Annotated in this window: 13 protein-coding genes and 2 pseudogenes; 2 read left to right on the forward strand and 13 right to left on the reverse strand. The window is 54.6% G+C overall.

What is annotated here, in order from left to right; translation table 11 throughout:
* The first annotated feature begins 254 nt into the window (after positions 1–254).
* Together U8T64_RS13245 and U8T64_RS13250 are read left to right on the forward strand one after the other, a co-directional pair.
* Complete coding sequence (locus U8T64_RS13245) at positions 255–1,220, forward strand: type I phosphomannose isomerase catalytic subunit (RefSeq protein ID WP_322184218.1); 966 nt, start codon at positions 255–257, stop codon at positions 1,218–1,220.
* A 52-nt stretch (positions 1,221–1,272) separates the two neighbouring features.
* Positions 1,273–2,217 (forward strand): sugar kinase, encoded by a 945-nt coding sequence (locus tag U8T64_RS13250; protein ID WP_322184220.1) that lies wholly within the window; start codon positions 1,273–1,275, stop codon positions 2,215–2,217.
* A gap of 153 nt (positions 2,218–2,370) precedes the next feature.
* Here the strand turns inward: U8T64_RS13250 and U8T64_RS13255 are convergent.
* The 13 genes and pseudogenes from U8T64_RS13255 to U8T64_RS13315 form a co-directional block, all read right to left on the reverse strand.
* Positions 2,371–3,271: pseudogene (locus U8T64_RS13255) on the reverse strand (AraC family transcriptional regulator).
* 839 nt (positions 3,272–4,110) lie between these two features.
* Complete coding sequence (locus U8T64_RS13260; RefSeq protein ID WP_322184222.1) at positions 4,111–5,640, reverse strand: ABC-F family ATP-binding cassette domain-containing protein; 1,530 nt, start codon at positions 5,638–5,640, stop codon at positions 4,111–4,113.
* A gap of 529 nt (positions 5,641–6,169) precedes the next feature.
* The gene (locus U8T64_RS13265) at positions 6,170–7,204 is read right to left on the reverse strand and encodes a sugar-transfer associated ATP-grasp domain-containing protein (RefSeq protein ID WP_322184224.1); all 1,035 of its coding nucleotides are present in this window, start codon (positions 7,202–7,204) and stop codon (positions 6,170–6,172) included.
* 732 nt (positions 7,205–7,936) lie between these two features.
* Positions 7,937–8,434 (reverse strand): anaerobic ribonucleoside-triphosphate reductase activating protein, encoded by a 498-nt coding sequence (nrdG, locus tag U8T64_RS13270; protein ID WP_322184226.1) that lies wholly within the window; start codon positions 8,432–8,434, stop codon positions 7,937–7,939.
* Positions 8,435–8,449: 15 nt separating this feature from the next.
* On the reverse strand, positions 8,450–9,193 hold the full coding sequence (surE, locus tag U8T64_RS13275; RefSeq protein WP_322184228.1) for a 5'/3'-nucleotidase SurE: 744 nt from the start codon (positions 9,191–9,193) through the stop codon (positions 8,450–8,452).
* A 279-nt stretch (positions 9,194–9,472) separates the two neighbouring features.
* Positions 9,473–9,595: pseudogene (nrdD, locus tag U8T64_RS13280) on the reverse strand (anaerobic ribonucleoside-triphosphate reductase); the annotation flags it as partial.
* A gap of 379 nt (positions 9,596–9,974) precedes the next feature.
* On the reverse strand, positions 9,975–12,272 hold the full coding sequence (locus tag U8T64_RS13285) for an anaerobic ribonucleoside triphosphate reductase (RefSeq protein WP_322184232.1): 2,298 nt from the start codon (positions 12,270–12,272) through the stop codon (positions 9,975–9,977).
* A 203-nt stretch (positions 12,273–12,475) separates the two neighbouring features.
* Complete coding sequence (gene aspS / locus U8T64_RS13290) at positions 12,476–14,266, reverse strand: aspartate--tRNA ligase (RefSeq protein WP_322184234.1); 1,791 nt, start codon at positions 14,264–14,266, stop codon at positions 12,476–12,478.
* 409 nt (positions 14,267–14,675) lie between these two features.
* Positions 14,676–15,983, reverse strand: a complete 1,308-nt coding sequence (hisS, locus tag U8T64_RS13295) for a histidine--tRNA ligase (RefSeq protein ID WP_322184236.1) — start codon at positions 15,981–15,983, stop codon at positions 14,676–14,678.
* Positions 15,984–16,028: 45 nt separating this feature from the next.
* The gene (locus tag U8T64_RS13300) at positions 16,029–16,340 is read right to left on the reverse strand and encodes a MazG nucleotide pyrophosphohydrolase domain-containing protein (RefSeq protein WP_322184238.1); all 312 of its coding nucleotides are present in this window, start codon (positions 16,338–16,340) and stop codon (positions 16,029–16,031) included.
* Positions 16,341–16,751: 411 nt separating this feature from the next.
* Positions 16,752–17,153, reverse strand: a complete 402-nt coding sequence (locus U8T64_RS13305; protein WP_322184240.1) for a methylglyoxal synthase — start codon at positions 17,151–17,153, stop codon at positions 16,752–16,754.
* Positions 17,154–17,211: 58 nt separating this feature from the next.
* Positions 17,212–17,952, reverse strand: coding sequence for a nucleotide-binding protein (locus U8T64_RS13310; protein WP_322184242.1), 741 nt, complete (start codon positions 17,950–17,952; stop codon positions 17,212–17,214).
* A gap of 131 nt (positions 17,953–18,083) precedes the next feature.
* Entirely contained in the window at positions 18,084–20,516 is a 2,433-nt protein-coding gene (locus tag U8T64_RS13315) for a penicillin-binding transpeptidase domain-containing protein (protein WP_322184244.1), read from the reverse strand.
* Between the last annotated feature and the right edge of the window lie 20 nt (positions 20,517–20,536).

Here is a 20,536-nt window from a genome sequence, read left to right on the forward strand (position 1 = left end):
CGCAGCAGCGCAATCACAATGAATAATGAGTAATTAGCAATGAAGGGCAAGGGTACAAGTGTTGCTTGCATATAGTTTAGCGCCTTGATTCCGCTATCACTATTGTCATTCTGAGGAACGAAGTGACGAAGAATCTCGTCCTTTAATCCCCCACAAAAGGACAAGGGCGAGATTCTTCACCGCCTCTGGCGGCTCAGAATGACAGGCAGAAGGTCAGCGGCTCGCCGCATCTAAATTACAGGAGGAGATCATTTATGAAAATCGAAAAGCTGACTCCCGCTTTTAAGGATTACCTGTGGGGCGGCACGAAGCTGCGGGACGTGTACGGGAAGCCCTGCGATTTTGACAAGGTTGCGGAAAGCTGGGAGCTTTCCACTCATTCCGCCGGAGAAAGCAAGATCACAGGCGGGCGGTTTGACGGCATGACTCTTGGGGAATACTTGAATTCCGTAGGCGAGGGCCGGGCGGTGTGCGGCACAAATTGTGAGAAATTTGAGTTTTTTCCCGTACTGATCAAATTTATTGACGCCAAGGATCCCCTGTCGATCCAGGTGCACCCCAGCGATGAGTACGCCCTGAAAGTGGAGGGGGAATACGGAAAAACGGAAATGTGGTATGTGATGGACTGTGAGCCCGGCGCATTTCTGTATTTCGGTGTGAACCGGGAGATCACAAAAGAAGAATTCCGGCGGCGCATTGAAAACAATACGGTGCTGGAGGTGCTGAACCGGGTAGACGTGCACCCCGGAGACGTGTTCTTTATCGAATCCGGCACCATTCACGCCATCGGGGCCGGGATCCTGATCTGTGAGATCCAGCAGAATTCCAACTGCACCTACCGGGTGTATGATTACGACCGCCGGGGTGCGGACGGAAAGCCCCGGGAGCTCCATGTGGAAAAGGCCCTGGCAGTTTCCCGCTTTACCCCCTCTGATACGGCGGATAAGCAGGGAAAATCGGAGCAGGTTCCCGGCGGGACCGTAAAAAAGCTGGCCTCCTGCAAATATTTCACCACGGAAAAGCTGGATATTTCCGGGGAAATGGAGCTGGAAGTAACGAAGGAATCCTTTGTGTCCCTCATCGTGCTGAAGGGCCAGGCAAAGCTCTCGGGCCCGGAAAATACCGTGGAAGCAACGGCCGGGGAAAGTATTTTTGTTCCGGCGGGCACAGGAAGGCTTACGGTTTCCGGCACATGCTCCATCATCAAGACAACTGTGTAAGCTGAACCCCCGGGGTTTCCATTGGGGCTGGCTTCAGAAAAGGAGAAGCATCATGAAAATCGTTTTATTGGGGGAGCCCATGGGGCTGTTTATGGCCAAGGAGCCCGGAGCGCTCAGCGAGGTGAACACCTTTTCCGCCTCTATCGCCGGGGCGGAATACAATGTGGCGGTGGGGCTGGCCCGGCTGGGGCACCAGCCCGCCTACTGTACCCGGCTGGGGTTTGATCCCTTGGGGGAAAGGATCCTTCAGGGACTGCGGGAAAACGGCATCTCCACCGATCTTGTCACCCAGGCGGAGGGAGAGGCTACCGGGCTGATGCTCAAAAGCTTTACCCAGCAGGGAGACCCGGAGATCGCCTATTACCGGAAAGGCTCGGCAGCCTCCCGGATCACCCCTCACGAAATCGACAGGCTGGATCTTTTCGGCTGCGAGCGCCTGCACGTAACGGGGATCTTCCCCGCCGTGTCGGAAAGCGCCCTGGCCTCTGTCAAGCGCTTGATCGCAAGGGCAAGGGCCCTGGAGCTGCCGATCTCCTTTGACCCCAACCTGCGCCCCCAGCTCTGGGAAAGTGAAAAGAAAATGATCGCCGCCTTAAATTCTCTGGCGGAGGACGCAGAAACCGTGCTGCCCGGCATCGGCGAGGGAAAGCTTCTGACCGGAGAAAGCTCGCCGGAAGGCATTGCGGCCTTTTATCACGGCCGGGGTGTGAAAAACGTCGTTGTAAAGCTCGGAAAGGACGGCGCCTATTTCTCGGAGCAGGGCGGCCGCGCCGGGATTTCCCCCGCCTTTCCCGTCAGAAAGCTGGTGGATACCGTCGGCGCGGGAGACGGCTTTGCCGCCGGGGTCATCAGCGCCCTGGCGGAGGGGGAAAGCCTGGAGGAAGCCGTCTTCCGGGGCAATGTGATGGGCGCGATCCAGATCTCCCATCAAAGCGACAACGAAGGGCTTCCCACCAGAGAACAGCTAGGGAAGATCATTTTGGCCGGAACGGCGTAAAAAGCCAGAGCATGCTTAAAAAAACACATTATTATTAAAGAAAGAAAAATGGCGGCTTTGATCATGCAAAGCCGCCATTGGACTATCTCTGCTCTGTCAAGTGAAGCTATAGGCTGCCGCACAATTTGCGGCTCTCGCCTTAGGTGGCATTGCCTATACTTTTCTGATTGGCACCCAAACTTCATATTGCATATTGTTTGGATCTGGATTTAGATAGACTTCGATATCGGGGGCGTTATCAAATTCAAAGCCGGAGGTGGGGAGCCATTCTGTTACAATGCGCTGTTCCAGTTCCTGAATGGATATGCCGGTACCGCTTCCATTAAGGCAATACCGCACAAAGACCGGCTTGAGGCCTTTGTGCGGTGTTGCCTTAAAAATAGCCCATGTACAGGCGGGAACAACATATTCCTCTAAGGAATCGTCAATATCGGCGGTGGAAGCTACCGCAATGAAATAGCGCCATTCCTCTTTGTCATTGCAAACGCTTACGCTTAAAACGCCCATAGGCTGGTCGTTCATAAGCGGTGTGATTTTTTCAAATGTGCCGTTTACAGCCGCGTTTTGCCACATTTGCGGTACGGCTGAGAAATTGTTTTCTATATTCCTTATCCAGTGGATGAGATACTCCTCACAATACGAAAGGCTGTTTTTTCCTCTATTCGATAATTCAATTCCTCTACTCCTTTTATGGTTATTTTGAAGCTGATGGGGGGAAAGGATTTCATGGGTGCTCCCCCTTTTTTCGCCAGGGAAGGCGCTATGCCATGCACGCTTTGAAAGGCCCTGTTAAATGCCGTTGGGGAAGAATACCCGTATTTCATACCGATATCGATAATTTTTTCAGTTCCGGTTTGCAGATCAACAGCCGCCAAAGACATGCGCCTCCGGCGGATATATTCGGAAAGCGGGATCCCTGCTATATAGACAAACATTCTTTGAAAGTGGTACGTGGAGCAGCACGCGATGCGCGCAAGCTCGTCATAGCTTATTTCTTCGCAAGATGCTCCTCCATATAAGAAATCGTTTTATTTAGTTTTTCGATCCATCCCATTTCCTTCACTTCTTTTCAGTGATCATCATACTTCTTTAGGCTGTTTACCGCCTCTCTTTTCCTGCACAAAAAAGAGAGCGCCGGAAGCTTCAAACAGGCTTGTGATACACAAGCCTGTAATGGTCTGTATTGATCACTACAAAAAACACTCTGTTTAGAGCGCGTATCCCACGATAAAAAAGATATTTTCATGGGGCTCTTTACTATTCCATATTCAGTTTACGCGCAAGGTCGAGCAGCTACCCAGCCTCCGCACGCTCTTTGCGGATATTATAACCCTGCGGCAGCAGATTCGGCAAGAGAGAAAAAAGCTCATATAATGAGGAATTATTAAGGACAAAGTTTTCAATGGTTATCCTGAGCAAGCAAAAGGGCAGGCTTTTTTCTTTTAGAATGGCAGTGAGCATAATTTACTACATTGGAATTTAGCAACTAACCAATAGCAGCAACTTCTTGCCTTTCTCGCCTGTCGGCTCAGACATTGCTGGACGTGCCCCACCGGGGCACAGCAACCGAAGCGACAGATGAGAACGGGGCAGGGCGGTCTCCACTGGAGACCTTCCCCCCACCGGGACGCGCTCACCCCTGAATAGGGGAAACAGACTGCTCCGCAGTCTGCGTGGCACGGCGAAGCCGTGACGGAGGGGTTCCAGCTTAGTGAAAACCCATATAGAACCTGCGTTTTACCAACCTTCCCGGCAAGATCCCTCAGTCAGCCTATCGGCTGACAGCTCCCCTTTCAGGGGATCCAAGGGCTGTGTGCTAAACTTATAATTTACTGCCACTCTTTCCCTTCATTGCTAATTGCTCATCGCATTTGCCGTCCAGCATCTAAACTCTTACCTCCCTATTTTGATCACCTGATCCGCCCATTCCCGGTAAAAGGCTTCCTCGTGGGAAACCAGCAGCACTGTGCCGGGGAATTCCCGGATCGCCTGCCCCAGGGCCTCCTTGGCGTTTTGGTCCAAGTGGTTCGTGGGCTCGTCCAGCATGAGAAAATTGCAGGGCTTTTCCATAAGCAGGCAGAGCTTCACCTTTCCCTGCTCACCGCCGCTGAGTGTTCCCAGGGGCTGCTGGGCGTGTTTGCTGGAGATGCCGCCGCGGGCCAGTCTTTGCCGCAACTCCTTTTGGGAAAGAACGGGATAGGCAGCGGAAAGGACCTTCAGGGGTGTGAGCTCCGGGTCCTCCCAAAAAAGCTCCTGGGCGAAATAGCCCAGAGTGGTGCGGGGTGAAAAGGCAAATCCGCCGCCCAGTCCGGGAAGCTCCCCCAGCAGCGTTTTCAACAGGGTGGATTTTCCGATCCCGTTGAAACCGGAGATCACTACCTTTTCCCCGCCCCGAACGCAAAAGCTCAGTGGGGGCAGCAGAGGGAAATCATAGCCCACCCTCAGCCGCTTTACCTGAAGCTGCTCCGCCTCCGTCACCGCAAGGGCGGAAAACCGGAAGACGGGCCTGATCTCCGCAAGGTCAGGGGCCTCCAGCCTCTCCAGACGTTCCAGCTGCTTTCTTCTTCCCTGGGCCATTTTGGTGCGCTGCCCCGCAAGGTTCCGGCGGATAAATTCCTCTGTCCGCTTGATCTCCCGCTGCTGCGCCGTATACCGGCGCAGATAGTCCTCCCGCAGCGCCTCCCGTTTTTTCAGGAATTCCGAATAGGCACCCCGGTATTTCGTGATTTTTCCTTCGCTGAGGTCGCAGATGGCGGTCGCCGTTTTTTCCAGAAATTCGTGGTCATGGGTCACCAGCAAAAAGGCGTTCGGCAGCTGCGCCAAATACTCTCCCAGCCAGGCGATCTGCTCCTTATCCAGGAAATTCGTGGGCTCGTCCAGCAAAAGAACCTCCGGCTGTTCCAGCAGCAGCTTTGCCAAAATCACCTTTGCCCGCTGTCCGCCGCTCATTTTCCCCAACGGGCGTTCCCGGCCTATGGCGTCCAGTCCCAGGCCGAAGATCACCCGGCTGATTCGGGTGTCGAGCTCATAAAATCCCGCCGCTTCCAGCTGGTCCTGCAGCTCCGCCGCCCGGGAAAGCGCTTCCATGTCTCCGTTTCCCACCTTGCGGTAACAGACTTCCATTTCCCGCTCCAGAAGGAAAAGCGGCTCAAAGGCCGAGCGCAAAAATTCTCCCATGGCGAAGCCTTCATCCGCCTCTGCGTATTGGTCCAGATATCCGATAGAAACGCCCGGCTGCCAAAGCACCGTTCCCTGATCCGGGATCAGCTGCCCGGTGCAAAATTTGATCAGGGTGCTTTTCCCCACGCCGTTTTGCCCGACGATCCCAATGTGTTCTCCCCGGTTCAGCACCATTTCGGCGTTTCGAAACAGCACTGTATCCCCAAAGGAGTGGGAAAGCCCCTCTATTTCCAAATAGCTCATAAAAATCAATCCTCTCCAGAGTAAGAGCCTCTCCCAAAATAATCGGCACACATCTTGCTTGCATATTTTCAACCATACATCGTTAGTTTTCCTTGCCGGGCGACAGCTCGCCTGCGAAAAAACGCCTTGTCTGGCTGAAAATCTGACGGCGCTATCTGCGCGCCTCTTATTTCGGGATAAGCTCTAAATAAAAAAGCAGAAAGCAGATCACTCCGCTTCCTGCAAAAAACAAAAAAGCGGAAGGCCATAGCCCTCCGCACCGAAAAGACACAAGGAAACAAGCGGACAGCGCCTTCGCTTCCGCAAATTTCCCGATGACTAAAAAACGCGAACCCTGCTATGCCCTGTACAACGCCTCATCGGCAGCGATCGTACAGAGCTTCTCACCTGGCAAGCTGGCTTTTCAACTGATATCCCATCGTACTCTCCTCCGGTCCCTTTCAGACTCCGTTTTTTATACTCTATCACAAAGCTCTTCCAATGTAAAGACTATTTTCCTTTTTCGTTCCTTTCCGGTATCCGGCAAAAATCATTTCAGCCCCGGGATCAGCTCTTTGTACACATGCCACAGGCCGATCCTGTCCGGGGTGTGCTCCGGCTGCTGCCAGAAATCGTAGCCGGGGTAATCGTTCCCCTCGATAATGGCGGGCCCGTTGGGGGTGATGGCGCAGTCCCAGCCCACAAAACGCATGCCAGGCTCTTCCAGCGCCGCTTTTTTGCACAGCGCGATGGCTTCCTTGACATAGGGGATCTGATAGCCCATCAGCTCTACGCCAGTTTCCGGGTGGTGGGTCAGGGTAGTCAGCGCCGAGGTATGGCCAACGCCGGTGATCTTCCCGGTTTCGTAATCAATGGGGCAGAACATTCCGCCGTTTTCCAGATTATCCACGTATTTTCCGCCCGCGCCGATCTTCACCACAGCATAGATCAGCTGAGGCGTCCAGTGCTCTGGCGTGCCGGTAAGCAGGGTCACGATCCGCAGGGTGTTCACGGAGTGGGGGTACAGCTTCTTCATGGCGTCGTGCTGAACCAGCATTTCGCCGATCACCCCGAAGCCGCCCTCTTTGATATAGCGGAACATGGCTTCCTCGCTTTCAAAATCGGCCTTTGCCAGCCGTGCGATCCCCTTTCCGCTTTCGCCCACATCCGGCTTACAGAATACCTTTTCCTTATCGCTGAGAAACGCCTTGAACTGCTCCAGCGTCATATCCTCCACCACCAGAAAGTCTCTGCCCAGGTATTCCCGGAACCTGGGGTTGAATTTTACCTTATGATCAAAGATCTCCGCGGTTTCCGGGTCGTTGACCATGGTGATCAGCCTTTTGTTCCTCAGCCTGGTCACATAGGTATCCCGGTGCTTGCCGTCCATATCGTAAAAGCCGAACATCACATAGTCGTGATACCCCGCGCCATACCGCGCGGAGCACCACAGCATATCACAAAACAGCCGGACCTTGCTTTTTCCCGACCGCTCCTTTGCCTTTTCCAGAGATTTATTCAGCTCCTCCAACCGAACGCCGCTTAAAACCCTGCCCACATAGCCCAAACGGGATAACAACTTCATTTTTCCTCTTACCTTCCCTGCTTCTCAACGAAACCTTAATTTGCCGGCCGCCTTCCTCGTGCGGCTCAACCATGGTTAATATTTTATCACACAAATCTGATTTTGTCACAGTGTTTCACACATTTTATGATTTTTGTAAGATATCCGCTTTTTCTCCTTTTCGCCTTTACATCTGTTTTCTATATATTTAGACGCAGAAGAGGGCAAAAATGTAACACGCCTTTGGAAAGGGCAATAAAAAATTAGCAATGAGAAATGAGCAATTTAAGGGCAAGAACTTAGTTCGCTAAATTGGAATTTGCAGCGTACCGCTGCACCCACTCGTGAAGCTGTTTGGTGCGGGAAATCGGTTTCTGACCCGACCAATAGTGATTCGCTTATTTTCCTCCTGTCATTCTGAACGAAGTGAAGAATCTCGACCTTTTCCCTTCTATTCAGGAAATGAAGGACGAGATTCTTCGTTCCTCAGAATGACAGGTGGGAACTGCGTGTTAAACTATAATTTAGTGACTTGCCCCCGGTCGGGCCAGAAACGCCTTTTGGCAGCATACCATAAATTGGCTGAAAAAAGGAAGTAAGAAAGCTATAGCTTTCCTACTTCCTCTTTTGTCCAGTTTTCGAGTGCCAGCAGCGGTTTGTCACTAAACTTCATTTATCAGTTTCCTTCCGGTCGGGTTAGGAATCACCCTTCTGCACCAAGCTGCTTCACGAGTGCCAGCGGCGGCTCGCCGCTTACAGCTCCAACAGCATTACCCTGCCCTCCCGGCGGGTGGCGTTCAAGTCGATAAGCCGCTGGTTCTCGCTGCCCCGGAATACCAGCTCCAGGTTTTTCTGGTCCTCCAGGAAGGGCCCGTCGATGAGCACATCGGTTTCTCCCAGCAGCGCGTCGATTTCCGGATCCTGCTTTTCCAGAAGCTGCTCGTAGGTATAGCCGGTAAACACCGTTACGTCCTTTCCCGCGCCGTGCACCAGCCGGGCCAGCTCCGCCAGCGGGGCTGGCTGGCAGAAGGGCTCTCCTCCGCTTAAAGTGATCCCCTTCAGCAGGGGGTTTTTTTGAAAATCTTCAAAAATTTCGGAAATTTCCATTTCCGTGCCGCCCTCAAAGGGGTGAGTTTGAGGATTATGACACCCCGGGCAATGGTGGGGACAGCCCTGGGTAAACACCGTATACCGGATCCCCTTTCCGTCTACGATCGATTCCTTTACGATCCCGGAAACCTTCAGCTTCATGGTTTTTCCCGTCCTTTATAAAACAAATTTCTTTTGCGGCAGCTCCCCCGCTTCCGTAAACCGGAAGGTGATGGGGGTGATGGCCGCCCAGCCGTTTATCACGGCTGATACGTCTGTAGCGCAGTCCGCTGAAACGGCTGCCTCCACGCCTTTCACATGATACTGAAATTCCTGCCCGGAGGAATCCAGCTGCTCGTAAGTATCCTCCCAGGGGAAAAAGAGGCCCTGGGGCACCCATTTTACGCCTTTCAGCTCCGCTAGGGGCAGGGCGGGGAGATTGATATTTAAGGCATGGGAAATATCCGCCTGAGGATCCAGCTGTTCCAGAATGCGCAGAAAGATCTCCACCACCTCCCGGGGCTCCGCCATGGGCGGGGCAGACAGCGCAAGGGCCTTTACCCCCTGCATGGCGGCCTCCAGCGCGGCGGACACCGTGCCGGAATAGTGCAGGTCCATTCCCACGTTCAGCCCGATATTGGGGCCGGAGATCACCAGGTCCACAGGCTCCCCGAGTAAAGCGCCCAGCCCCAGCCGAACACAGTCCGCCGGAGTACCGGAGATCCCATAGGCCCTTTCCGCGCCGGGAACCTGCCGTTCTCCCACCAGAAGCGGCTCGTGCAGGGTAATGCCATGCCCTACGGCACTGCGGTTCCCATCGGGAGCGCACACCGTGATCCGGTGCGTTTCCCCCAAAGCCTGTGCCAGTACCCGCAGCCCCGGCGCTTCGATCCCATCATCATTCACCAACAAAATATGCATATTATTTTCCCCTATTTTCAAAAAAGCCCCAATCGCATTGCGATCCAGGGCTTTCTGAAATAATTCTTTTCTTATCGTGGGGAAATGATCCCGGCGCTTTTACGCTGCTTTCCTTTTCCAGGATGATTGCAATGCGAAGGCATTGCCTTCATTTTCCCACTTGGGAAGAAGCTCGGTGCTTTTCCCGAAGGGAAAAGAGAACCGCTGCGAGAAGAAAGGCTTTGCCTTTCTTTTGTTCAGAAGCTTCTTCTGGATGATTGCGGCGCTTTTTCGCCGCAATCATTTGGCCATAGTATGCTTTACCCGGTCCTTTTCTTCGGCACGCTTGGCGTTGTTCCAGCGGTCCATGGTGCCAACCAGGTATCCGGTGATCCGGCGGATCCGCTCAAAATCTCTTCCCTCACCTACCAACGCTTCCTGAGCCTTTGCGGTTTTTTTCACTGCCATGATAGTTTCCTCCTGAAAGATAAAAATGAAAATGATTACTGTTTTTATTATATCCGATTTTCCTCCGGTTGTCCAGAGAAATTTTCCAATTTTTCAAATATTTTTGCCGCGAAAAAACTTCCAAGGCGGCAGCTGTGAATTGTGCGGTATCTCCTGTAATGGATCAGGCAGGAATAGTCCGGTACGTCGTGGTACTTCTTCCGCAGCTCCTCCAGCCTGGAGACCGGCACACCCTCGCCGGAATGGCGGCCGCAGCGGGGGCGCTGATCCCCAGTGGGGATCATCCAGCGCCGACCGAGCCGACAGGCGAGACCACACATCGTCGATTATGCCATCAATGGATCAGGCAGGAATAGTCCGGTACGTCGTGGTACTTCTTCCGCAGCTCCTCCAGCTTGGAGACCGGCACACCCTCGCCGGAATGGCGGCCGCAGCGGGGACAAACATCGTCGATAATGCCGTTATAGCCGCACACCGGGTCTCTGTCTACCGGGTGGTTTACAGAGCCGTAGCCGATCCCCGCTTCCTTCATGCAGCGGATCACGCTTTCAAAGGCGTCGATGTTCTTGCACACGTCGCCGTCCAGCTCCACATAGCTGATATGGCCCGCGTTGGTCAAGGCGTGGAAGGGCGCTTCCTTCCTGATCTTTTCAAAGGCGTTGATGGGATAATACACCGGCACATGGAAGGAGTTGGTGTAATAATCCCTGTCCGTCACGCCGGGGATCTTTCCAAACTTCTTCTGGTCGATGCGCACAAAGGTGCCGGAAAGCCCCTCCGCCGGTGTGGCCAGCAGCGTAAAGTTCAGGCCGGTTTCCTTGGACTTGTCGTCCATGCGCTTGCGCATATAGGTGACGATCTCCAGGCCCAGCTTGTAGCTTTCCTCGCTTTCGCCATGGTGCTTGCCGGTCAGAGCCTTCAGGGTTTCCGCCAGGCCGATAAAGCCCACGGAAAGGGTGCCGTGCTTCAAAAGCTCCGCCACGGAATCGTTGCGGCCCAGCTTTTCCGAATCGATCCACACACCCTGGCCCATCAGGAAGGGATAATTATAGGCCTTCTTGCTGCACTGGATCTTGAAACGGTGCAAAAGCTGCTCAATACACAGGTCGATGCGCTCGTCCAGGATCTCGTAAAATTTCTTGATATCGCCCTTGGCCTCAATGCCGATACGGGGAAGGTTTACGGAGGTAAAGCTCAGGTTTCCCCTGCCGCAGGTTGTTTCCCGCTTTCTATCGTGGACGTTGCCCATGACTCTGGTGCGGCAGCCCATATAGGCAATTTCGGTATCGTAATCTCCGGCCTTGTAATATTGCAGGTTGAAGGGCGCGTCAATAAAGCTGAAATTGGGGAACAGCCGCTTGGCGGAAACCCGCATGGCCAGCTTGAACAGGTCGTAGTTGGGGTCACCCTCGTTGTAGTTGACACCCTCCTTTACCTTGAAGATCTGCACCGGGAAAATGGGGGTCTCCCCGTCTCCCAGGCCGTCCTCTGTGGCCAACAGCAGGTTCCGAATGACCATTCGGCCCTGCTCGGAGGTGTCGGTGCCGTAATTCAGAGAAGAGAAGGGAACCTGGGCGCCCGCTCTGGAATTCATGGTGTTCAAATTGTGCACCAGAGCCTCCATGGCCTGGAAGGTAGCGTGGTCAGTCTCCCGCCAGGCGGTCTCCCTGGCATAACTCGCGCAGTCGAAGGCCTCTTCCGTTGTGATCTCCTCAAAGCCGTTTTCCTTCTGATGCCTGGGCAGATATTCGGCAAATTTCTCCCCGTATTCCTGGGCCTGGTCCATGGTAACGGTATGGCCCAGCTCTTCCTTTGCCGCAGTGACCAGAGCCTTGGCGTCCTCATAGGACATTCCGTTGTGCACCCGGAGGAATTCGATAAGGGCCTTGAAATACTCCTTGCAATAGGTCTTATCCACACCCTGAGCCATGGCGTAATCGAAGATCGGCACGCTCTGGCCGCCATGCATCTCATTCTGGTTTGCCTGAATGGCGATACAGGCCAAGGCGGCATAGCTGCGGATATCGTTTGGCTCCCGCAGATAGCCGTGACCGGTGGAAAAACCGCCTTTGAACAGCTTGATCAGGTCGATCTGGCAGCAGGTTTCCGTCAGCGTGTAAAAATCCTTATCGTGAATGTGGATATCCCCATCAATATCGGCTCTGGCGATCTCCGGGGGGATCACGTATTTTTCATAGAAGCTCTTGGAGCCCTCTGAGCCGTATTTCAGCATGGTGCCCATGGCGGTATCGGCGTTGATGTTGGCATTTTCCCGCTTCAGGTCGGAATCCTCGGCGGAAACAAAGGTCAGCGCCGAATACACCTTGACCAGCTCATCGTCCATTTCGCGGATTTTCTGATGCTCTGCCCGGTACAAAATATAGGCCTTGGCGGTCTTGGGGTAATCGGCCGCGATCAGCTCCTCCTCCACCAGGTCCTGGATCTGCTCTACTGTGGGAGTCTTTTTCATTTTATTCAGCTTATCCACCACGTTGTTTGTGAGTCTGTCCAGCTCCTCATCGCTGAACTTCTCCGTGGCGTTGCGCACATTGGCCTTAAAAATAGCGCCCCGAATTTTGGACGCGTCAAAGTTTACCTTCTCTCCGCTTCTTTTGACGATGGACTTCAACATTCCCGAACCAACCCTTCTTCTCTATTTCGGCTTCCCCGTTTCCGGGGAGAACGTCTCTTATTATATGCGCTGGATCAAATTATGTCAATACAATATATGGTGGTTTTTTCATCTTTTTTCCTTTTTTGACCCAAAATATTCCGCCTCCGGGATTGTTTCACGACTTTCCCGAAGGCGGCTTTTTCAGGTATCTTCTGGCTTTTTTAGTCCTGCGCGCTATGTTCCACAGTGCGGATATTCAGCTCGTCTAATTGTGCCTGCTCCACCGTGGAGGGAGCGTCCATCATCACATCCTGGGCGCTCTTGTTCATGGGGAAAGCGATCACCTCCCGGATCGAGGCTTCGCCGGAAAGCAGCATCACCATGCGGTCCACGCCGGGCGCGATGCCCGCATGAGGCGGCGCGCCGTAGCAGAAGGCGTTGTACATGGCCGGGAATTTCCGCTTTACGTCCTCTTCCCCCAGGCCCACAAGCTCAAAGGCCTTCACCATGATCTCCGGGTCGTGGTTTCGCACCGCGCCGGAGGAAAGCTCAATGCCGTTACAAACCAGGTCATACTGCTCCGCCAGCAGCGTCAGGGGATCGGTCTCTCCCCGCTCCGCCTTTTCCAGGGCTTCCACACCGCCGGAGGGCATGGAGAAGGGATTGTGGCAGAACTCCAGCTTCCCGCTTTCCTCCCCGATCTCGTACATGGGAAAATCCACGATCCAGCAGAACTCATAGCGCTCCTTGTCCATATGGCCCTCACAGGAAGCGCCCAGCAGCTTTACCGCCACGCCGGCGGTCTTTCTGGCCTCGTTTTTCGAACCCGCGGAAAGCATGACCAAAGCGCCCGGTGTAAGGCCCAAGGCCTCCTTTACTCCGGCGGCCAGAACGGGATCAGCATTGATAAATTTCGCAATTCCCCCCGCGATCTCCCCGGCCTCATCCAGCTTGAACCAATAGGGCTTCTGCCCGGCCTGCACTTCAATTTCTTCGCAGAGCTTATCGATCTGCTTCCGGGTCAGGGTACAGCCCGATACCGGCACCGCCTTGATAATGCTGTTTTCAAAGGGGCCGAAACCGCAGGCCCCCAAAAGCTCCGTCACATCGGAAACCCGCAGATCGATGCGAAGATCCGGCTTGTCCGTGCCAAATTCCTCCATGGCCTGCAAATAGGGAATCCGGCGGAAGGGGGCGCTGGAAGCAATGTGATAAGCGCCGTATTTTGCGAATACCGGGGGCAGCACCTGCTCCATTACGGCAAACACGTCCTCCTGCCCGGCAAAGGCCATTTCCATATCCAGCTGATAGAATTCGCCGGGAGAACGGTCGCCTCTGGCGTCCTCGTCCCGGAAGCAGGGGGCGATCTGGAAGTACTTGTCAAAGCCGGAGGCCATCAGCAGCTGCTTAAACTGCTGGGGCGCCTGAGGCAGCGCGTAAAACTTGCCGGGGTGCTTTCGGGAGGGCACCAGATAGTCTCTTGCCCCCTCCGGGGAGGAGGCGGTCAAAATGGGAGTGGTGATCTCCAAAAAGCCCTGCTCCTCCATGGCCCTGCGCAGGGCGGAGACCACCTGAGAGCGCATGATGATATTTCCCTTTACCTGAGGATTTCTCAGGTCCAGGTAACGGTAGCGCAGGCGCTGGGCCTCGTCTGCGTCCCGGGAGAAATTCACCTCAAAGGGCAGCTCGTTATAGCGGCAGCGGCCCAGCACCTGAACGGTCTCCGGCACGATCTCGATCTCTCCGGTGGGAAGCTTGGGATTTTTATTGGTGCGCTCCCGCACGGTACCCGTCACCTGAATGGTGGTTTCCTTGTTCAGTGCCTTCACCTGCTGCAAAAGCGCCTCAGTTTCCACCACCACCTGAGTAATTCCGTAAAAATCCCGAAGCACCAAAAAACCGATGCCGCCGCCTACCTCCCGCAGGTTCTCCATCCACCCGCTGAGAGTGACCTTTTCCCCCGCGTCAGAAAGCCGCAGCTCCCCGCAAGTATGCGTTCTGTATTTCGTCATGGTATTTTCTCCTTTTTCACTTTTCTCCTGGTTGAAGTAACTGATAAATGATAGTTTAGCGCCCTTAGGCTCCACTTGTTTACAAGGGGAGCTGTACGGCATAGCCGTGACTGAGGGGATTGAAACCGGCGGCCTTATCCCGCTTTCTGCGTGTGACTATCCTTTCCACCGAGTCTCACCTGTCGGTTCGGTCGGTTCGCACCAGCGGTCTCGCCTGTCGGCTCGGTCGGGTCAGAGCGGTCTCCACTGGAGACCTTCCCCCCACCGGGACGCGCTCACCCGTCCGGCGGTCCCCGCAGACTGCGAAGCAGTCTGTTTCCCCTCTATAAATAAGGGAAGGCTTTCGCTCACCGCTAAATCCCAATTCATCTCTCCGCGTCTTTATCATTGCTAATTGCTCATTTTAGTGTTAAAACGTCAAATCCTCCTGGCTGGTGCAGGCGGCGAGGTACTCGTCTGTAAAGTCATCTCCCAGGGAAATTTTCTTCTTTTCCCCGGTTTTCATGTTTTTCAGCTCCGCCTTGTTTTCCCGCAGCTCGTCCTCCCCCAGCACCAGGGTGTAGGCGGCGCCGATCTTATCCGCATACTTCATCTGGGCCTTCAGCCCTCTGCCGCACAGGTCGCAGTCCGCCGGAATGCCGCATTTGTGCAGGGTATCCACCAGCTGCATGGCCTTTTCCAGGGCCTGCTCTCCCAGGGAAGCCACATAGACCTCACAGCGCACGGGAGCCGGGAACTCCACCCCCTGCTTCTCTAAAGCCATCATAATGCGGTCCAGCCCCAAGCCAAAGCCCAGGCCGGGAGTGGGGTTTCCGCCCAGCTCTTCCACCAGGCCGTCGTACCGGCCGCCGCCGCCCAGGGCAAGCCCCATGCTCCTGGAGGGGAACTCAAATACCGTGCGGGTGTAGTAATCCAGCCCCCGCACCAGGCCGGGATCCAGCTCATAGGAGATCCCCAAAGCGGTCAAATACTTCTGCACCTGTTCAAAATGTGCCCGGCAGTCTTCGCAAAGGTAATCTGTGATTTTCGGCGCGCCCTTGGCGATCTCCCCGCAAACGGGGCTTTTGCAGTCCAGAATGCGCATGGGGTTCCTGTCAAGCCGGGAAAGGCAGGTCTCGCAAAGCTTGTCCTTGTAGGCGGAAAAATACTCCGTCAGCGCCTTGTGATATTCTTTCCGGCACTGGGGACAGCCGATGGAATTCAGCTGCAGGCCCACATCGGTCAGGCCCAGCCTTTGAAAGGCGGAAAGCCCCATGGCGATCACCTGGGCGTCCGCCGCGGGTTCCGCCGCGCCGAACAACTCCACGCCAAACTGATGCAGCTCACGCCACCGGCCGGCCTGGGGCTTTTCATAGCGGTAGCAGGTATCCGTGTAGTAAAGCTTCACAGGGTACCCCCCGTTGTACAGGCCGCTTTCCAGCATGGCCCGAACCGCCCCGGCGGTACCCTCCGGCCGCAGAGTGATGGAACGCCCACCCTTATCCTCAAAGGTGTACATTTGCTTTTCCACCACATCGGTGGTGTCCCCCACGCCCCGCAAAAACAGCTCGGTGTGTTCAAATACCGGGGTGCGCACCTCCCCAAAGCCGTTTAATTCCGCCTCGCTTCGCAGCACGCTTTCCAGCAGCTGCCATTTTTCCGAGGAAGCCCAGCAGCCATCCTTTGTGCCGGGCATCACATCATCGGTGCCCTTCGGCGCTTTTGTGATCAGTTCCATATTTGATCTCCTTTCTTCTTTTTCTTCCCTATCAAAAGCTTTCGCTTATTTCCCACTTCCGATCTGGCCTGTTTGCTCCATGCGGCTCTTGTATTTTTCCAAAACCCTTTCAAAGGCCCTGTCCGCGTTGATTCCCAAAGCCTCGGAAAGGCACAGCAGAGAAAACACGCAATCGCCCAGCTCCTCCTCCATGGCTTTCCCGGCCATAAGCTCCCGGGTTCCATAATCGGAGGCCTTCAGCAATTCCTTCGACAGCTCTCCCAGCTCGGAGAGCAGGTCTAAAAGCCGGGTCTCCGCTTTTGCCTCCAGGCCGTGCTTCCTTAAAAATTCCGCCGCTTCCCGCTGACGTTTTTCCATGGGCGCTTCCTCCTCAAGACCTGAAGATAACTAAATAGAAAAAGAACCCTCTCCCCCCGGCGAAGCCGGAACAAGGGACGAAGGTATCTTCGTGGTGCCACCCTACTTCAAAAGCGACTCGCTCTAAAGTCATAAAGCGGCGCTTTCCTCGGTTGATTCGGTTTTCGGCTCTTCAGGTGTCTTTCCTTCGTTCTGTCCCGAAGGGGCTTCCAACCGGAAGCAGCTTCCCTGCCTCCGACCCCTGCTCTCTGGCGGGCCTCCCGAAGTACTCTTCCTGCGTCGTCACCGTACTGACTGCCTCAAATTATAAAGCAGGATCTGTTATTTTGCAAGCCCTAATTTCAGGCAGGAAAGAAAAAAAGCGTTTCCGCAAAAGCGCAGAAAACGCCGTTTTTCTCTCTGCTACGGTGATCAGGGCTCTCTTACGATATCCCGCCAGTCCAAATCCCCTCGCTCCAGGCCGTGGATCAGCACCTCCGCCGTGGCGATATTGGTGGCCACGGGGATATTGTGCATATCGCACAGGCGAAGCAGGTTCATGTCGTTGGGCTCCTGGGGCTTGGGATTCAAGGGATCCCGGAAAAACAGAAGCAGATCGATCTCGTTGCAGGCGATCCGCGCGGCGATCTGCTGATCCCCTCCCTGAGACCCGCTTAAAAACCGCTGCAGCTTCAGCCCGGTGGCCTCTGAAACCATTTTTCCCGTGGTGCCCGTGCCGCACAGCGTGTGGCGGCTGAGGATCCCGCAGTAGGCAATGCAGAACTGCACCATCAGCTCTTTTTTCGCGTCGTGGGCTGTCAAAGCAATGTTCATAAAACAAACTCCTCCTTCTTTTTTCATCCTAAAATGTTTCGTGCTCTCCCAAAAGAAATCATTTCAAGGCGGGAACAGGAATTCCTTCTCCTTCCAGCCGTCCCGCCATTCTGTGTAAAGCCATCATTCCCTTTGACGCGTCCTTTGCCTTTTTTCCCTTCAGAAAGGCCGCCGCCAGGGAAAAATCCTCCGGTACCACGCCAAAAAGCCGAATTCCGGCGGCGTCGATCACCGCGTCCAGATCGCCGTATACGCCGGTCTCATCGAAAAATTCACCGTTAAAGCGGTTGATGACAAGCCTTCTGTCCGATACCGCCAGCTTACTAAGCAGTCCGCTGACCGCGTTGGCGCTCCGCACGCATACCGGATCGGGACTGCAAACGATCAGTGCCCGATCCGCCGCGCAGGCCGCCGAACGAAAGCCGCCCCCCACTCCCGCGGGGGAATCCAGCAGCACATAGTCGTAATACCGTTTTAAGAGCGGTACCAGCTTTCGCATCACCCCGGGGCGGATCATGTTTTCCCCGGAGGAGGGCGCGGGCAGTAAAAACAACCCTTCCGCATCGGCGCAGGGATAAATCGCCTCCGCCGGAGCGCACCTGCCGTATACCACATCTGAGATATCAAACACCAGGTTTTCCTCTGTTCCCGTCATACGATCCAGGCTGCGCAGGCCTGCGTCGCAGTCGATCAACAGCACACGCCGGCCTCTTTGGGCCAACGCTCTGCCCAGCCCCACAGACACCGTGGATTTTCCCACGCCGCCTTTTCCGGACGTTATCACAGTTGAAATTCCCATAGCTGCTTACCTCGTTCTTTTCATCTTAGCACACCGGAACGGCTTTGTCAAAAACAAATATTAATTTCAATGAATTTTAGGCATAATAAATAAAATTTTCTTCGTTTTTTCGGCACTTACGCGATGGGCCGTTATCCGCCGCTGTAATAAGGCGATACCGGCTTCTTTTTGTCCTCTCCTCCGGAGGCAGAGCTTCCGCCAGGCGTGGAAGAGACTCCGTTTTCCGGCGCTGAGCTTACTGGCGAGGAGGAAGTTTCCCCGGTAAAGGGCGTTGTGGGAATATCTCCCCTACCGGAATTCTCAGGATCCTCCGGTTTTTGAGAAGAAGTTTCTCCGTTCCCTGCTCCGACAGAGCTCTCTCCCATGGAGGAGTCCCCATTTTCCAAAGCGGAAGACAAAAACTTATCCTTTTCCTTCTCTTCCTGCCTTGCCTTTTCCTCCGCCAGCTGTTCCTTGGTTTTCAGCACCTTGCCCTCATCGTCTACCAGGTTGCCCTCACTGTCATAGCGGTTGCCTTCCTCGTCCCAGGTATAGAAGCCGAAATACTGGTCTAAAATGTCCTTCGCCACATTTTGGGCGTAAGGCCCCTTATTGCCGTATTCCATCATCACTGCGATGGCGATCTGCGGGTCGTCCGCCGGGGCATAGCAGATAAAGCTAATGTTCGGTTCCGTGCTGTCGTCCTCCGAGGTTTCTGCGGTTCCCGTTTTGCAGGCGATGGACACCGGGTAGTCTCCAAACACATCGGAAGCCGTACCGGAGGTTGCCACCATGCACATAGCCTCGCGTACCACGCCCAGCACATCGGAAGAGAGATCCGCGTCAGACAGCTCCTTTGTTTGATATTCTCTGACAGTCTCCTCACCGGTATAGTCTGTTACCTTGTGGAGAAAATGGGTCTCCAGCCGCTTTCCCCCGTTGGCAACGGTAGCGCAGTAAGCGGCAAGCTGCATGGGGGTAAACATATTGTCCGCCTGGCCGATGGCCGCTTGGGCGGTAACGCCGTCCACCCACTCCTCACCGGCGTGATTTTCCTTATATTCCTGGGGGTTCGCCATAATGCCTGTGCGCTCGCCCAGCTCTACGCCGGTTTTTTCGCCCAGCCCAAAATACTCCGCATAGGCGTCCATTTTCCGAATTTTCAAATTCAGGCCCACATTGCAAAAAAACACGTTGCAGGATTCCGCAATGGCGCTGTACACATTTTTAGGCCCCAACGTTTCATTCAGGCATTTCGTTTTCATATCATAATACTCGAACACGCCGTTGCAGTCATAGGTGGTGTCCGCGCCGATGACCCCTTCCTGCAGAGCCGCCAGCGCCACCATGGGCTTAAAAACCGAGCCCGGTGTGTACACGCCGCCCAGAGCGCGGTTCAGCATAGGCTGTTTTTTATCGTTGGTTTTTTCATTGATATAGGCGTCGTCCGTGGTATAAAGGTTCATATCAAAGGTGGGGTAGGAGGAATTCACCAGCACCCCGAAATCCTTTACGTCCAGCACAGCCACTGCCCCGGCCGTACAGTTTTTCGCCTTGGTATTATTCTCGATATTTTTCTTCAGAGACAGGTTCGCCACCCGCTGCAGGTCGGAATCCAGCGTGGTATAAACGGTATTTCCTTCCTCCGGCTGCACGGTAACGGCGGTGTTTTTCACTTCCCCCGTATCGTCCACGAAAATGGTTTCCTCCCCACGGTGGCCCCGAAGCTCCGATTCAAAGGCTGCTTCGATACCGCCCTTTCCCAAGCGGTCCGTCCATTTATAGCCGGAAATATTGTTTTTATAGTCATAGGCCGTCCCATTTTCCACGGCGGCATCGTATTCCTCTTCCGAAATAGCGCCCACGTTGCCCACCACATGGGGGGCGAGAGCGCCGTCCTCTCCATAGTAACGCGCCACCGATACCTTGGGCTCGATCCCCTTCAGGTCGTTTCCTTTTTGGCTGATGACCCCCACTGTTTCCGCCGATACGTTTTCCGCGATCACATAGGCGTTGGTTCGGGAATAGCCGTCCCGTTCCATGGAATACCGCACAGAGGCCACGTCTCTGGTATCCTTTTTGGAAAAGCCCTCGCAGCCGTACCGGCGGGCCAGCTCCGCGATGCACTCCTCCGCCGTGGCGTATTCCGCCATATTCAGCATATCCTGGCCCTTCAGAGTCTCGATCTCCTCTTCTTTTCCTTCGGCAAACTGATACTCGTTTTCCTCCGTGAGCACAATGGGAAGCCTGTCCCGCCACTTTTCTCCCCGGCTTTCCAGAAGGTCGATCACCTTGATGATGGTGGCGTTGCGCTCCCTGTAGACCATGTGCAGGGCGTTATATACGATATCATAGGAGATCTGATTCCCCGCCAGCACCTTGCCGTTTCTGTCCAGGATCTGGCCTCTGGCCGCATCTAATTCAATGGTGTCGGTACGGTCGTTCAGGGCCTCCTGCTCAAAGCGCTCTCCCTCCAAAACCTGCCACTGGAACAGCCGGAGCTCATACCCCGCAAACACCGCCAGAAGCAGCAGCACACAGAACGCGTATCTCCCTATTTTTCTGATTTTCGGCAGTTTCATCATACAGAAAGCCCTCTCAAAAG

This window comes from Neglectibacter caecimuris, assembly GCF_034335015.1.
Taxonomy (GTDB): Bacteria; Bacillota; Clostridia; order Oscillospirales; family Acutalibacteraceae; genus Acutalibacter; species Acutalibacter caecimuris_A.